This is a genomic window from Nonomuraea sp. NPDC050383 (assembly GCF_044459125.1).
Classification (GTDB): Bacteria; Actinomycetota; Actinomycetes; order Streptosporangiales; family Streptosporangiaceae; genus Nonomuraea.
Genome location: NZ_JBITIP010000005.1, coordinates 395,574 through 410,635 on the forward strand (window position 1 = coordinate 395,574; position 15,062 = coordinate 410,635).

The 15,062-nt window shown below is 67.3% G+C and carries 12 protein-coding genes and 2 pseudogenes; 6 read left to right on the plus strand and 8 right to left on the minus strand.

What is annotated here, in order from left to right:
* Positions 1-236: 236 nt before the first annotated feature.
* Positions 237-344: pseudogene (locus ACIBG4_RS15975) on the plus strand (IS630 family transposase); the annotation flags it as partial.
* 42 nt (positions 345-386) lie between these two features.
* On the opposite strand, the gene cpt reads toward ACIBG4_RS15975, so the two are convergent.
* Positions 387-917, minus strand: a complete 531-nt coding sequence (gene cpt / locus ACIBG4_RS15980; protein ID WP_397202509.1) for a chloramphenicol phosphotransferase CPT — start codon at positions 915-917, stop codon at positions 387-389.
* Positions 918-1,034: 117 nt separating this feature from the next.
* On the opposite strand from cpt, the gene ACIBG4_RS15985 reads away from it, so the two are divergent.
* Positions 1,035-2,030 carry a PP2C family protein-serine/threonine phosphatase gene (locus ACIBG4_RS15985; RefSeq protein ID WP_397202510.1) on the plus strand — a complete coding sequence of 332 codons (996 nt, stop codon included), beginning with the start codon at positions 1,035-1,037 and terminating at the stop codon, positions 2,028-2,030.
* A gap of 96 nt (positions 2,031-2,126) precedes the next feature.
* Here the strand turns inward: ACIBG4_RS15985 and ACIBG4_RS15990 are convergent, their stop codons facing one another.
* The gene (locus tag ACIBG4_RS15990; protein WP_397202392.1) at positions 2,127-3,368 is read right to left on the minus strand and encodes a hypothetical protein; all 1,242 of its coding nucleotides are present in this window, start codon (positions 3,366-3,368) and stop codon (positions 2,127-2,129) included.
* A 409-nt stretch (positions 3,369-3,777) separates the two neighbouring features.
* Between ACIBG4_RS15990 and ACIBG4_RS15995 the strand changes: the two are divergent.
* Together ACIBG4_RS15995 and ACIBG4_RS16000 are read left to right on the plus strand one after the other, a co-directional pair.
* Positions 3,778-4,059: pseudogene (locus ACIBG4_RS15995) on the plus strand (erythromycin esterase family protein); the annotation flags it as partial.
* 237 nt (positions 4,060-4,296) lie between these two features.
* On the plus strand, positions 4,297-5,061 hold the full coding sequence (locus ACIBG4_RS16000) for an SDR family oxidoreductase (protein ID WP_397202393.1): 765 nt from the start codon (positions 4,297-4,299) through the stop codon (positions 5,059-5,061).
* A 284-nt stretch (positions 5,062-5,345) separates the two neighbouring features.
* Here the strand turns inward: ACIBG4_RS16000 and ACIBG4_RS16005 are convergent, their stop codons facing one another.
* Both ACIBG4_RS16005 and ACIBG4_RS16010 read right to left on the minus strand, forming a co-directional pair.
* A complete protein-coding gene (locus tag ACIBG4_RS16005; RefSeq protein ID WP_397202394.1) occupies positions 5,346-6,521 on the minus strand; it encodes an MFS transporter in 1,176 nt (391 codons plus the stop codon).
* Positions 6,506-6,970: a GNAT family N-acetyltransferase gene (locus ACIBG4_RS16010; protein WP_397202395.1), complete on the minus strand. Its 465-nt coding sequence runs from the start codon at positions 6,968-6,970 to the stop codon at positions 6,506-6,508. The genes ACIBG4_RS16005 and ACIBG4_RS16010 overlap by 16 nt, the downstream gene beginning before the upstream one ends.
* 53 nt (positions 6,971-7,023) lie before the next feature.
* On the opposite strand from ACIBG4_RS16010, the gene ACIBG4_RS16015 reads away from it, so the two are divergent.
* Positions 7,024-7,524: a CGNR zinc finger domain-containing protein gene (locus ACIBG4_RS16015; RefSeq protein WP_397202396.1), complete on the plus strand. Its 501-nt coding sequence runs from the start codon at positions 7,024-7,026 to the stop codon at positions 7,522-7,524.
* Between the two features lie 265 nt (positions 7,525-7,789).
* On the opposite strand, the gene ACIBG4_RS16020 is transcribed toward ACIBG4_RS16015, so the two are convergent.
* The 3 genes from ACIBG4_RS16020 to ACIBG4_RS16030 form a co-directional block, all read right to left on the minus strand.
* Positions 7,790-9,613 carry a protein kinase gene (locus tag ACIBG4_RS16020; RefSeq protein WP_397202397.1) on the minus strand — a complete coding sequence of 608 codons (1,824 nt, stop codon included), beginning with the start codon at positions 9,611-9,613 and terminating at the stop codon, positions 7,790-7,792.
* Between the two features lie 226 nt (positions 9,614-9,839).
* Positions 9,840-10,355, minus strand: coding sequence for an NUDIX hydrolase (locus tag ACIBG4_RS16025; protein ID WP_397202398.1), 516 nt, complete (start codon positions 10,353-10,355; stop codon positions 9,840-9,842).
* Positions 10,356-11,553: 1,198 nt separating this feature from the next.
* Positions 11,554-12,438, minus strand: a complete 885-nt coding sequence (locus ACIBG4_RS16030) for a hypothetical protein (protein WP_397202399.1) — start codon at positions 12,436-12,438, stop codon at positions 11,554-11,556.
* Positions 12,439-12,635: 197 nt separating this feature from the next.
* Here ACIBG4_RS16030 and ACIBG4_RS16035 point away from each other — a divergent pair, with 197 nt between their 5' ends.
* Entirely contained in the window at positions 12,636-12,935 is a 300-nt protein-coding gene (locus tag ACIBG4_RS16035) for a hypothetical protein (protein ID WP_397202400.1), read from the plus strand.
* Here the strand turns inward: ACIBG4_RS16035 and ACIBG4_RS16040 are convergent.
* Complete coding sequence (locus ACIBG4_RS16040; protein ID WP_397202401.1) at positions 12,907-14,115, minus strand: alanine--tRNA ligase-related protein; 1,209 nt, start codon at positions 14,113-14,115, stop codon at positions 12,907-12,909. The genes ACIBG4_RS16035 and ACIBG4_RS16040 overlap by 29 nt on opposite strands.
* Positions 14,116-15,062: the final 947 nt, after the last annotated feature.

The window sequence follows — 15,062 nt, forward strand, 5'->3', positions numbered from 1 at the left end:
TGCTGCACCGGCACGACGGCCCTGGATCTCGATGTGCCGGCGGCGTCGCGGCCGAAGCTGACGCCGTCGGCCTCGAAGGAGGGTCTGCCGGGATGGCCATCGAACAGCAGGCAGCGCATGAAGCGAGGAGCTGTCCGTCTCGGACACGCATGAACGGTATTGCCGGTTGGATGGTGCTGATCACGTTCGATCGGCGCTCAAGAGGCCAGGTGACGCAACCGGTCATCCATCCCAAACTTAGGATCCGCCCCACCGCCGGAACAGGCTGGGCTCCCGCGGGCGAGCCGGACCGGCTGCGGGCCACCTACCACCGCGCCCACGGCGTCACCTACTTCCACGGCTGCTGCGGCTGCGCTGCGGTCAGCAGCGGAGAGCCGGGCCGTCGATCACCTGACATGTGCAGCGATGGTCCGTGCGCACTCCATCGACTCGGCATGCGTGGTGTCTACCTCCAGGTCATAGACCACGCCCCGGTGGACCACATCTGCCTGGGACGCGGCCATCCCGATGGTCCGATCGCCCCGTGCGACCTCACGGCCAGCGGCAACCGCACTCTCACACCGGACGCCGACCCACAGCACGGACAGGTCACGCAGAGCCTTCTGCCATCGCTGCTGCGAGTCTGCTCCGCCGAGGAAGACCTCATCGACGATGACCCGGGCGCCCGCACGGGCCATCGCGGCGACCCCCTCGATCCATGCCGCTTCCAGCGTCCGGAACTCCGGCCCGACGATCACCTCTCCGTCCGGTGCGAACTCGATCCCCGCATCCGACACCTGCAGGAACGCGGGCATCGCGTCAACCAGCGTGTCGGTCCCGAGCGCCAGCCACGGATCCGGCAGGACCGCCTGCAGACACCGGACGATCCCGGACTTCCCCGAACTGGAACCACCGTTGAGAACGATCACCTCAGTCATCACCGCGCCACAGTAGAGGCACCGCGGCAGGACTCGAAACGGATTTCCGCGGAACGCCACCCGCCTTCTGGTGGGTACGAGCAGGCGGCTACGCACCAGGAGCGCCACGCCGAACAGGTGGCCCTCGCCGGCAGCAGCGTCTACGACGAGGTCCTGCGCACCCAGAAGCTGGTACAGGCGCCACAGGAGGAGCAAGGACGGCGGGTCCTCGCCCCCGTCACCAACCGCGGCGACACCATCGGGGTCCTGGAGCTGTTCCTCCCCGAGGTCACCCAGGACGTGCTTGAGCAGGTCGAAGAGGCTGCGCACGCGTTGGCGTACATCATCGTGGCCGACCGCCGCTTCACCGACCTCTACTACTGGGGCAATCGCACCACCTCGGTCAGCCTGGCCGCAGAGATCCAGCGTCAGCTCCTGCCCTCAGCCGCTTCCTGCGAGGCGGCCCAGTTCGCCCTCGCCGGCGCCCTGGTCCCGACCTCCGACATCGACGGTGACACCTACGACTACGGCCTCGACCACGACACCGTGCACCTGTCCATCACCGACGCCATGGGCCACGACGTCGACGCCTCGCTCATGGCCATCCTCCTGGTCAACGCCTCCCGCGGCGCCCGCCGCGCCGGGGCGGATCTCGCCGAGCAGGCCCGTCAGACCCACCAGGCCCTCCTCGACCACGGGCGAGGGACCTTCGCCACCGGCCAGCTGCTGCGCATCGCCCTGGACGGATCCAGCGCCCAGCTCGTCAACGCCGGCCATCCCTGGCCACTGCTGCTGCGCGACGGCATGGTCGAGGTTCTGCAACTCGCCGTGAACCTGCCCTTCGGCTTCCCGGCGCAGGGCTCGTACCAGGTGCAGCACTTCGACCTGCGCCCCGGTGACCGCCTCGTGCTCTACACCGACGGCATGCAAGACCGCCAGGCGGAGTCGGTCGACCTTCCCGGCCTCATCCGTGATACCGCAGCGGAGCACCCGCGCGAGGCCGTGCGCGCTCTGATCGCCGCGGTCAACGACGCCTGCAACGGCCACGTGAAAGACGACGCCACCGTCCTGTGCCTGGACTGGCACGGTTTCCACTCCGGAGGCCGCCACGCGAACGCCAGAGCCGACGTCTGACCTTGCCGCGGACGGGATCCCGTCGACCGCAGTCCGGGCTACGAGCAGGACGGCACCGGGCCGAACACGCATCCGCTGAATGTGTCGGATGCACATTCAGCAATTCTTCTCCTCCTTGAACACCAGGTACAGTGCCCGGCTCGGCCCCACGACCAGGACCCTGCGCGCTTCGCCGTACCGTTCGAGGCCGCCTTCCTCCGTCCGCCAGAAGCGGCCGTCGTGCTCGGCGTCAGCCCACACCAGCAGGCGGCGCTGCGGACCGCCCACGTACCGGACGGGCTCGTGGAGGAGCTCGTCCAGCAGAAAGGAGACGAGCTCGTCCTCCTCGTGCCCGGCGGCTTCCTCCCGGCAGGCGACAGCGAACGCTTCGACCTCGGCGAGGAATCCCGCCGCCGTCAGGGGCTTCATCCCTTCGCCCGGAATCCATCCTGTCGGCTCAAGGCCTTGCGCCGGATCGCCCAGTTCGAGTGGATCGCCTTCCTCCACAGGGAGGATCTCATCAAGATCGTATTCCTGCGCCTGCGGGTCGTCGGGTACGGGGTATTCGTCCTCCAGATACTCCTCTTCATAGCGTCGGCACCATTCGGTGCTGCTCCACCACTGGCGGACGGCGATCAGATCGGGGGCGGGCGGCAGCTCGTGCTCGGCCAGGCCCACCCGGAACGCGGCGTGCCCGGCAAGGTTCAGCGGGGCCCGCAGAATCGTTCCGGCGCAGACGGCACGCAGTCGTATCTCGGCGAGCGCGAGACCGGCGTCCAGCAGGGGAGCATGGGCCGCGCACCAATGTCCGGCGAACGAGCAAGCCGGGTCCCGGTCGACCCGTCGACCGGCCACGCGACTGACGCTGATGCGGATCAGCCTGGAGCAGAACGCGAAAACGACATGAGTCTCGTCCCGGACGACCTCTCCGGTGGCAGGGTCGGTGACCGCCACCAGGACCGCCTCATCCGCCCAATCGAGGATGGCTCTGTCGAGCGCGGCGGAGAGCAGTTCCAGGCGTCGCGATGGCCCAACGCGAAACAGAGCCTGCCGGACGGCCATGACAGCGTCCTGGATGCCGACCGGCTCACAGGCTAACGGCTCGCGCATCGGTCCGTCCGGCGACAGGAGGGGGAAAATCCCGCACTCCAGCAAGGAGGCGGCAAGCAGCGGGCCTTCATGGTCCCGGACGTCCACCACAAGGCGCGCGGCGTTTGCCGGATCTTCGGCCGCGTCCTCGTCCAGCCAGCGGTTCAGCAGGTGAGCATGCGCCGCCACCTGCATCTCTTCGCCCCAGTCGAACGACGAATCATTGTCGTCGCAGACATGCCCGAGGAACTCGCAGATCGTGAAATCCAACGGTCTTGCCCTCCGCCTGATTCTCTGGGGGTGGGCTTCACCTGAACGCAGTCAACGCCGCACCAGTCTCTCGCGCTCAGGCCCGCGACAAGGTGAAGCGCAATGTGGTCCTACTGTGCCAGATCCCCCAGCGCAAGAAGGGCCGACCATCCAAGTCCCTCACCGTGAACCAGGCCGAAACGGACGTTCTCTACAGGTGATTTCCGGTCCGATGGTGTGGGGTGCCGTAAAGCACGGCACCCCTACCTGATCGCGGCCAGGTCCAGGACGTACATCTCGTTCTTGATCGGATAGGTCATCAGCCGGTCGAGGCCGCCGTCGGGGATCGCCATGGTTCCTTTCGCATCCGGCCGTATGCCAAGGTCGGCGGACCTGCCGCCGCGCGGCCTACTGGGACGGCACCGGCTACGTCTCTGCGGCGATCGGCTTCCACCACGGCGACCTCGGCGCCGTCACGGTCCCGGAACCGGCCTCCGACTGGCTCGACGCCCGCCTCGGCGCCACCGACCAGCCCGCCCGCTGGCTCGACGTGCGTGACGGCGGATGGGAGGGGCCGATGAAGGCACGCGTCATCAGCGGCGTTTACGACCCCTCCAGGGACGCGGCCGAACATCTCGCCGTCGCCTCCCTGCCCGACGCGTTCGACGTGCTCGTCCACCTGCGCCAGGTGTCCCCCGTGCGCTGGGCGTAGAGGTGCGCCGAGGAGCCCGACGTACCGGCGAGCCGGGTCGCCGTCATCCTGGCCGGCTCCGGACGGCCGGACCGGGGCGAGAACGCGGCTCAGGGCTGGGCTCGAACGATCCCGCCAATGAGGTGACGCACACCACATGCTCAAACCGTCACAGGATCCACGGGAGCGGCGTCTCCATGGACAGGGCGGCGACGCTCGCGACACATCACATGCCCGGACCGGAAGGAAGTTCAACCCATGAACGAGTACACGTCACAGCCGAAGGTGGCCCTGATCACCGGCGCGAACAAGGGAATCGGCCGCGCGGTCGCCGAACTGCTGGCCGCGCAGAGGGTGACCGTCCTGGTCGGCGCCCGTGACCCGCGCCGCGGCGAGGAGACCGCGGCGGCGATTCGCGCCACGGGAGGCGACGCGCACGCGATCGAGCTGGACGTCACCAACCCGTCCACCGCCCAGGCGGCCGCCTCCTGGATCGACGACCGCTTCGGCCGCCTGGACGTGCTGGTCAACAACGCCGGTATCACCGGATCAGGTCAGGCCGCGCCCCAGGACGCCCTCGACCGCATCCCCAGCGCCGTCGACGTGGATCTGGTCCGCGAGGTGTTCGAAACCAACGTCCTCGGAGTGATCACCGTGACCAACGCGGTGCTCCCGCTGCTGCGGCGGTCCCCCGCCGCCCGGATCGTCAACCTCTCCAGCCACGCCGCTTCGCTGGCGCTGACCGCCGAGGTCGACGGGCCCTTCTCGGGGCTGACGTCAGCGGCCTACTCTCCGTCCAAGGCCGCGCTGAACGCGTTGACTGTGCAGTACGCGAACGAGCTGCGCAAAGAGAACATCTTGGTCAACGCCGCCGCCCCCGGTTACGTCAACACCGACATCAACGGCCACAGCGGCTTCCTCACCCCGGCGCAGGGCGCGGCCGTGGTCGTGCGCCTGGCCACCCTCGGCGAGGGCGGCCCGACCGGCGGGTTCTTCAGTGAGGACGGCCCCCTGCCCTGGTAGCGATCCGGCAAGGGGACGTGGTCGGCCGTGAAACCGGTCCGGGTCAGTCGGAAACTCCCGAAACGACAAGATCCCGCCTGCTCGCGATGATCAGACGGGATCCTGTCAACTTCAGTCCGGCCGTACCAAGAACGACCCCCTGGGTGGGACGTCCACGAGTACGGCGGTGGCGCACGCATTGGAGCATCTGACGCGTCTTCTGCACAGCGATCCCGTCGTAGCGGCGGCGTTCGCGGAGACGCCGGCCGTCGTCCGAGGGCGGCAGCGGCTGCCGTCCGAACTGGTCACAGCCGGGCTGTCGTCGTCAGGGTGACAGCGGTCAACGCGGCGAGCAGGGCCCAGGCGGGCGCGAAGCTGCCGGTCAGGTCCGTGAGCAGGCCGAGCACGGGTGGCGCCAGGATGACCGCCACCTGGTTGACGGCCATGGCCAGGCCGAGGGCGAATCCGGTGTGGTCCGGCGGCGCCGATTCGGCGGCGTAGGCGACCCAGGGGCCATACCAGCCGATTCCGAAGAAGCCGAGCCAGATGAAGGCCAGGCAGGCCGCGACGGGGGAGCCGCCGATGGGGGTCGTCAGCACCGCCATCCCGATGATCACCGCGATCAGGCATGTCAGGACGCAGGCGTAGCGGCCGGACCTGTGGCGGTCGCTCCAGGCCGCCAGGCAGATACGGCCCAGCGCGCCCGCGCACTGGACCGCGACGTAGACCAAGGCCGCCGAGGCGGAGTCCATGGAAGTCACCTCGTGCAGGTACAGCACGGTGAGGACGCCCACGCCGCTGTGCACCGACACCATGCTCGTACCGGAAAAGATGATCTTCTTCATGTACGGCTCGCGGAGCAGTTCCAGCCGCACGCGGGACGTGGTCAGCGTGGGGCGTTGGTCCGGTGGGCTGCGGTAGAAGGTCATGAAGGCGACGGCGCCCGACAGTGCGACGAGCGCGCCGGCCACGAGCGTCGACCGCCAGCCGAAGGCCGTCGCCAGTGAGGGAAGTGCGAAGGCGGCGAGGACGCCCCCGAGCGGGAGCCCCGCCTGGCGGATGCCCATGGCCAAGCCACGCTGCGAGGCGTCGAACCAGGACGCCACCGATTTACTGCCGCCCGGCTGAATGGTGCTGTAGCCCGCACCGACGATCAGCAGGACGACGAGCAAGGAGACGTACCCCGGGGCCGCGCTGCCGGCGGCCAGCGCGAGGGCGACCACAAGGGCACCGATCCCGACGATCCAGCGCTCGGCGTGGCGGTCCAGCAGTCGTCCCGCCACGAGTAGTCCGGCTAGAGGAAGTAACTGAGCCGCCGACAGCAGCAGGCCCAGTTGGGTCGTGTTCAGCTCCAGGTCTCGTTGCAGGTGGACACTCATCGCGCCGATGCCCTGCACGAAAAACGCGGCCGCGGCCTGAGTGAAGGTCGCGACACCCAGAATGACCCAGCGGTATGGCGATGTCTTCACGGCTTCCAGCACAGCAGGGGATCGGGGTGGCCGGAGAAGCCGAGCTGCCGGTAGAGCGCTTCCGCCTCGTGGGAGGCGGTGAGGTCGACCCGTACGGCGTCGCGGTCGCGGAACCGATCGAGCAGGCCGAGCATGATGGCCCGGCCGTGCCCGCGCCGCCGGTACGACGGGTCGGTGACCATGCCGATGACGTGGCCGATCCTCCCGTTGCGGGAGTGGGGGCCGGGGAACCACTGTTCGATCGTGCCGATGCCACAGGCGGCCAGGCCGGTGTCGCCGTCCACGACCAGGATCTGGCAGTCGGGTTCGGTCAGCTTCTGCTTGAAAACCCGTGCGAGCGCGTCGCGCCAGTGGTCACCGGCGTCAGCGGGGTTGAAGAAGTCGCCGCCGAGGTCGTCGAAGAGCTGTGCCCGGAGGTGGACGAGTTCCGGAATGTCGTGCTCTGTTGCTGTTCGAGTCATGGCGTACAGGCTGATGTAATGAGCTTGTGCACCTCAACCCTTACGGCGCGGACGTGGTGAACTTCGCCGCGGAACTGGCGAACCGCCCACCGGCGAGCGCCAATGAACTCGCCGACCGCTGCCGCACGGCCGGTCTGGTGCTGGAACGCCCCGTCGAACAGGCGGATCTCGACCAGACCCTCGCCGTCATCGACGCCTGGACGAACGTCGTCGACGCCACGGGCGAGCGCGCGAAGGCCGAGTTGGTCAACGAGATGCTGGCCCGGTCGGCCGCCTACCCCCGGCTGACCGACCACGCTCATGGTTGGCACCTGCACTATCGCGACGACATGCAGCCGCTCGGCGCGGTGCTGTTCGCGCTGATCTCCGTGGGCACTGCGATGCACCTCGTCAGCCGGGGCATGGACCGGCTCGGACGGTGTGCTGCCGCCGGCTGCGAGACGATCTTCGCGGACACCTCACGCACCGCACGGCAGCGTTACTGCTCCCAGCCGTGCGCCAACCGGGATGCGGTCCGCCGCCACCGCGCCCGTCAGTCCACGCCTGCCACCTGACTGGCCAGCCGGCGACGCTCGATGACAAAGAGGATGAGCGGGGAGTGCGGGGCAGCGCCCACGGCGCGCTGCTCATCGACGGCTCCCTGGCATGCCCGTTGATGCCCGGCAGGCTCGCGCAGGCCACCACCGGCCTGGACGACGCCGCCATCCGCACACCATCGCAAGAACTCACCGCGCTGATCACCGCGCGAGAGCCGTCCTTGCTGCGTCTCAAACAGAGCCCGAATGCAGGCGGCGCCACCTGCTTGCAGTGCCCGGCATGTCACACCGCCGGGGCGCGGGTGGGCGGTCGCTCGCCGAGTTTGGCCGCCTGCATGGCGGTCAGCCGGCGGACATAAAGAGCCGCCACGACCGTCGTCGGCACAACCAGCACGTGCAGGGCCAGACTGATCCAGGTCAGCGACTCGAACTCGTACCAGGAGGGCTGGTCACCGTCGGAAAACCTTGTATCGGCCATCTCCGTCCATGGGGTCCAGTAGAGAGGCCAGGTCAGGAAGGTGGCCAGCCAGCCGAACCACCATGTGTGCAGCAGACCTGCGGGGTCCATGCCGCCGCCTCGGCCGGACAGACTGGAGGCATGCCAGACGTCGTTGGCGATCTGCTTGGGAAGGAAGAGGTTCCCCACCGGGACGAACCAGCCGATTACCGCCATGGACTCGCGGTACCGCAGTTGTCCGGGCGCGAGCCGCTCGGCGACGGCGCGCACCCGGGCGAACCAGATCAGCCAGCCCACCACCAGACCGACGCCGATGAGAACCTGGGCGCCCAGCAGGACGTAGGCGATGTCCTCGATTTCTGACCGATAATTCCACAAGCCCCACAACCCCTCCTGGTCTGCTCCTTCGACAGCGACAACGAGCTGCTGGACGGCTGTGAGCACGGAGACGAGGGTGAAGAGGGCGAGGAGCCAGTAGACAGCGGCCCGGTACCCGTCGGCCGGGAGCGCCCGACCGCGCGCGCGGCGGCGTTCGTCGACCAGCCGGGACTGTGGTGCCTCCGACTGCCCGGCCCGGGCAGCCCGCTGATGCGGCTGATCGCCGGCGACAGGGTCCTCAGGGTCAGCGAAAGACCTGGTGAGCCGGGCTGTGAGCGGTTGCGGTGAGGCGGCCAGGGCCACGGCCGTTGCTTCGGTGACCGGGTCCGCGCCAGGTGCGGCGCCCGCCGCGAGGATCATCCGGGTGCGCGGATCCTCCTGGTCCAGAAGCTGCACCGCTTCCTGGCCCAGCCGGACCAGCACCTCCGACGGCAACCACGGCCCCAGCGAGCGGTACTGCATCTCTTCCCGTGCCAGCAGTTCGTCCAGGGTCGGTCGGCCGGCCGGGTCCTTGGTCAGGCAATCCTTGATCAGCCCCAGCAGCGGCCCTGGCACACCGGTGAGGTCCGGCGGCTCGTGCACCACCCGGTACATCAGAGCGTGTACCTGGCTGTCCTGCGCGTCGAACGGCAGCCGCCCGGCGGCGGCGAAGGCCAGCACCGTGCCCAGCGAGAAGATGTCGCTCGCCCCGGTCAGTTTCTCGCCCCGGATCTGTTCCGGCGACATGAAACCGGGAGAGCCGATCAATGCCCCGGTGGAGGTGAGGCCCCCGGCGGTGGAGGCGTCCAAGGCGCGGACGATGCCGAAGTCGATCACCTTCGGGCCGTCGATGGTCACCATCACGTTCGACGGCTTCAAGTCACGGTGGATGATCCCGGCGGCATGGATGTCGCCCAGCGCCCGGCACAATCCGGAGGCCAGACCGCGCACCGAGCTCTCTGGCAGCGGCCCACCCTGCTCCGTCACCACCTGATGCAGAGTCGGCCCGGCAACGTAAGCCGTGGCCACCCAGGGCAATGCCGCGTCGGGGTCGGCGGCCAGCACGGCTGCCGTCCACTCCCCGCCTACCTGCTGCGCCACGGCGATCTCCTGGGCGAACCGACGGCGGAAATCCGGGGCCGCCGCCAGTTCAGCGCGGATGGTCTTCACCGCCACCATCCGGCCACGCGGCGAGCGGGCGAGGTAGACCACGCCCATGCCGCCTTCCCCCAGCCTGCCGATGAGCCGGTAGCCGGCGATCCGGTCGGGGTCCTGTCCTTGCAGAGACTGCACAGCTGGTGACTCCCTTCCCCTGAGCATCATGCGGCTGATCAAGACTAGCCGTGGCTCTTCAGGAGAATTGGGTGGTCTGCAGTACAGGTGCGCCTGGCCCTCCGGGAAAGTCGGGTTCCTTCCGAGTGCGATCGTGATGGGGTGTTCACGAGAGGTAACGACCTGGCGGGACAGGAGCCACCCGAAGATCGCTTCCCAGATCCCGGCTGATCGTTCCCCGGCGTGGTCAGCCGGCCTCCACGTCCAAGGCGAGCGGTTCGCTGGGCAATCCTTTCCCGCTCAAGAGGTCAGCGAGGAGGAGAGGCAGCCCTGGAGGCCGGAAGGTCTGGTTGAGCTGTGCGGTGACCAGGTCGGCGAGCGACCACCATCGGTGTTCGGCGATCGCGTCGCGTTCTCCGGGCTCCAGGTAGTTTCTGCTGACGTCTTGACTGCTGCGAACTCGGGCGAAGAAGTAGCTCTCATGCATGTGCAGCGGTTGGCCGGCCCAGGAGACGTCCACGTCGAGGGTCCACAGACACGGCCCCCAGTCGACTTCCGTCAGTCCGGTCTCCTCCAGCAACTCTCTGCGGGCGGCCTGAAGGAAGTCCTCGTCATCCTTCAGCCCTCCGCCCGGGGGCACCCAGAAAGACTCCCGGACTGGAGACCCGGGAACGACGATGACGCCGTCGTACCTGTGCCGGATCATCAGAATCCGATCGTCCTGGTCCAGCAGCACAATCCGAGCACCTCGACGGGTCCGCATCGCTGGCTCTCCCTTTGGCGTAGTCACTCAGTTAGTCACTCAGCAATGCAAATGGCCGCTACCAATCTCTTGGTAACGGCCATCGACCTGGGTGGGCCGTTCACGAGTGGGTGTGACCCGGGGGTGAAACACCCCTCTGTAGATCGCTTCCCGAGCCGCTCTTGATTGTTCCCCGGATTCTACGCGTGGGACTGGTGGACGCAGCCCGAGGAATCGTCCGGCTATCTGGGGGTGAGGTCGTATCCGGGCCTCTTGCGCGCCTGCGCGCTCGGCCAGTTGCACGGCGAGTCGTCCCACACCTCCTGATGCCCCGGTCACCAGCACGCGGCGGCCGAGGACAGAGCCCAGCCGGCGGACCGCTTGCAGGGCTGTCGCGCCGGCCGCGGGCAGGGCACAAGCTGCACCGAGATCGACACCGCTGGGCACAACGGCCAGGTCCGCGGTATCGACGGCACGCAGCTCAGCCCACCCACCTGTGCCTGCGAAGGAGGAGACGCGTGCCCTCGGGCGGTCCCGAGCCGTCGGCGGCGGCCTTCACCACGACAAGGGGTGGGTGCCGCGCGGCGCTGAGGATTGCCCAACAGCAACGGCAACAGGCGAAACGGTGACGGCGGTGGCGAACGCCCTGCTGCGCGAACAGGGATTTGGCTCATGGTTGAACGTGCTTGGGCACACCAGAGCCTCCGAGAAAGCCGGGGCGGTTCAGAAAGACCTGATCGCCGAGCAGACTGACGCTTTGACCACTCCACAGGAGCCGGAAGTCGCGCCACCTGCGCCGACTCTCATATGACGGCGTCTGGCTGGACGCGCTCTGCTGGGGCATCTGCTCAGCAGGCACGCGTCACTCCCTCAGGGACCGCTGCCACATCGATCATCTTCTTGATCGGGTACCCAAGCCCGGGGAACACGAGGGTGGACGGGCTGACGCCGTTGCAGCCGGATCCTGTGCAGGAGGTGACGCTGCGGGTGTCCATCATCGCGAGTCTGGGCGCAGCGGCCTGCAGTCGTGATCGACCTCGGTTTCGAAGGACCGCCTGACGGTGAAGTGGTCGACGGCCTGCTCAAGAGGTGCGGGCGGCCTAGGAAGCACAGATGGCATGGAAGGATCCTTGTGCCTCTTCTGCTGACGCGACCAGTGGCATAAGTGACTCTGGACGCTAAGATCCCGCCACGGGTCAGCGCCTGTGGCCCGACGTTGCTACTTCAACACCTGAAGTGTCCGCTCCTGAGCCAGCGCGCTGATCAGCAGGCGTTCCTTGGCATTGCCGAGCAGTCGGCGGGTCCACGTGGTGAAGCCGCCGTCGCCGACCTCAACGCCGCCGAGCCGCAGCTTGAAACAGGCGGCGATGTAGTAGCCGCGCCCACTCTCCCGAGAGTTGTCCAGACCGATCGACGCATTCGGATAACGCTCGGTCAGTGGGCCGATCACCTGTTCTTCCAGGTCCTGTGTACGGGGCCCGTCCGGGAGTTCCGTCAACTCAACGCGTAGTCCCTCGACGAGGCGGAGATAGGCGTCAAGATGCTCTGCCAGCGCAGCGAGCTCAAAGCGCTTGGAGCCGCGGTCTCGCCCCGCCGTTGCCAGCGCCAGCAGACGAAAATGCGGCAACGCGCCAGGCTGGTCAAACATCTGCGCGCGTACGACGCGATGAGACGTGGCCAGACGGACCACTCCCTGGGTACGGCGCCGCACCGCGGCCTCCAGGGCGAGCACGTTGGTCGGGTCGGCCACTACTTCACCGTTGCGCGCAGTTGTCACCACTTTGTTCTGGTTCACGGTGGCGACGGTGGAGACCGTGCCGAGGGGGCACACCGGAGATAGTTCCACGGTGGTGAAGCCCAACTCCGCCAGGACAGTGAATGCCTGCAGGTCGAAGGCCATAAGTGCCCTCGGATCGGACGCGGGCAGAACGGAGAACCGGTCTTGTTCGTAGCGGCGTAGGACTTGTGCCGGCTGCAGGTTGTCGGCCCGGAGCCGGTAAACGCCCAGCAAGACCGACTGGAGGTCCGACGGGGCGAGCGCAGCGAGAATCTCGACCAGGCCTGAGACGCCAGCGTCCCGCTCAATGCGTTCGAACATGCCCACGGTCACATGATGCCAATAGTGGATCTGGACAGGCGCGTGGGACCGTGGCCGGCGACTGCAGGAATCGGCCCGTATTGAGGGTGTTCGCGAGTGCGATGTGGGGCCGTCCATGAGGTGTGTGATCTAGGGCCCAAGGATCTTGAAACGCCGTAGTGATTGCAGTGTTTTGCCATTTACAGCGTGGAGCTGTTGGCTGCATGGCGTGTGCGGCGGGTGAATGCGACTGCTTCTCCTCTCGGGAGGCGACGTCTAACGTCGCCGAGCTGGTCACCACGCCGAAGGGCACGGACGGGCGCCCGAGCAAGGCGCTCAACCGGCACCAGGCACAAGCGGTGCTCAAGGCCGCAGCCTCGTCCGAGCTGCACGCCTATGTGGTGATCAGCCTCACCACGGGCATCCGCACCGAGGAAGCCCGCGGTGTGATGTGGTCGCCGGGCTCGGCTTACGGCTACCGTGACTGGGCTTTCCCTAACCCCGAGAGCCGGGTGTGTGAGTGAATGGATCTGATCCGCCCTCGGCTAGGAGGCCGACAACAAGGTCCCGGGGCAGGCCATGGGTCTGGTGCAGATAGTCGAAGTCCTCCTCACTCAATTCCCTGATGAAACCCTCTCGAGTCAGTACCTGCCGGCCTCTCCTGAGCAGCTCGGAGAAGCGTCGCTCTTCATCGAGAAACACCTCCCGCACATGGCTGACCTCGCACGGCTGCCGAAAATGCTCCAGCGTGTGCTCAATCAAGTCCCGAGGAAGGTCGGACAAGGTACGGGATGGATCGTCGCGCCACAAAGTGGTGAGCACACGCCGGGTGAGTCGGCGCAGCACGTAGCCGCGCCTGGTGGTGGACGGCATGACCCCGTCGCCGATGACGACGATGCCGGAACGCACGTGGTCGACGATAACGCGTAACGACGTCTCGTCCGTCCTCCACAGGGACGGGATGGTCTTCATCCACGGCTGGAACACATCACAGTTGAAGATCGACGGTTGGCCTTGCAAGATAGCGAGGAGCCGTTCCAGTCCCATCCCCGTGTCGATGCTGGGCCGTGGCAGAGGTTCGAGGCTGCCGTCCTCGTGGCGGCGGTAGCGCATCCGCACGTGGTTCCACACCTCCACCCACCGCTCGTCAATGGACGGGGTGCCCTGTGGCGGTCCATCCCCGATCCACACAAAGATTTCCGAGTCAGGACCGCACGGACCGGTCGGCCCGTTGGACCACCAGTTGTCCTCACCGGTCAGCTCCACCGGCACGCCCAGCTCGCTCCAGGTACGCAGCGACTCCGTATCGGGCCCAACCTGCTCATCGCCGCCGAAGACTGTGACGTACAGGCGGTCGGAGCGGATGCCGAACCCGTCGCGCAGCAGCTCGTAGCCCCATCGAAGGCTCTGCTGGTGGTCGTAGTCACCCAGCGACCACGAGCCCAGCATCTCGAACACCGTCAGGTGAGTGCTGTCGCCGACCTCGTCCAGGTCAGTGGTGCGCAGGCAGCGTTGCAGGTTGACCAGGCGGCGTCCGAGTGGGTGCGGGCGGCCTTCCAGGTACGGAGTGAGCGGATGCATGCCGGAGGTGGTGAACAGCACCGGATCTCCGGGAGGCGGGAGGAGCGAACTTCCGGTGATGCGCTGGTGTCCGCGCTCGCGGAAGAAGTCAAGGAAAGTGCCAACGGTCTGGTCGACATTCATTGGGATAAGCCCTTCATGGTCATGAGAGACCGGAAAGGGCCACAAGAAACGGGCTGCGATCAACACAGTCCAGACGACACACCTGCGGCCGTTTCCGGTCGCCGGCGGTGTAGAGGAGGTCAGGCAGCGGCAACCGACGAGCGAGTAGCTCGTGCGACTGCGGCGAGAGTGCGCGAGGAAACCTCCATGGGCCCGACGATACCAAGCGGCGGGGTGAATATCTCTTGGAATTCCCAGCCGGCAGGGACAAGGAGGCGATGGTGCTTCGATGCCCGGCAGCGAGCCGCCCACCCAGCGGCCAAACCCCGCGTCCTGCCCTCCCGATCCTCGACCACAAGACTGGCGAACTGCCGAAGATCTGCCACCAGCACACCATCACCCTGCACCCCGGCGACCTCGGACACCTCGACAAGTTCCGCCAGGATCTGCCCTACCTCAGCCCTCGTGGCGGGGGACGTACTCCGCTGCCAGAGCAAACACCGAGGGGCTGAACGGCCGACTCAAAGGCCACGACCTCGACTTGGGTGATCCAAAGAACCGGCTCGCCCACGGCCGTGTCGCCCAGACCATCTTGGTGGCGCTGCTCATCACCGTCGCCAACGACCGCTTGGCGCCCTGACACCACCGGGGCTCCCCGAACACACGCTCAGCAGCCCCAAACCAGGACGAACCCGATTCGGAAACTCCCGAAACGACAAGATCCCGCCTGATCGCGGTGATCAGACGGGATCCCGTCAACTTCAGTCCAGCCGTTTCACGAACGGCCCTAGGTGGGATGTTCCGAGTCGTGTTGTCCAGCAAGATGACCTGCTTGAAGATCGCTTCCCGGACATCGGATGATCGTTTCCCGCACCGGTCCGATGTTGTAGGGCATTGCGATGTTCTCCGCCGTGCCGCGCGACCGCGTCCCGGAGCGCTCGCCGGGGCCCGACCGATCCCGCCCCTGC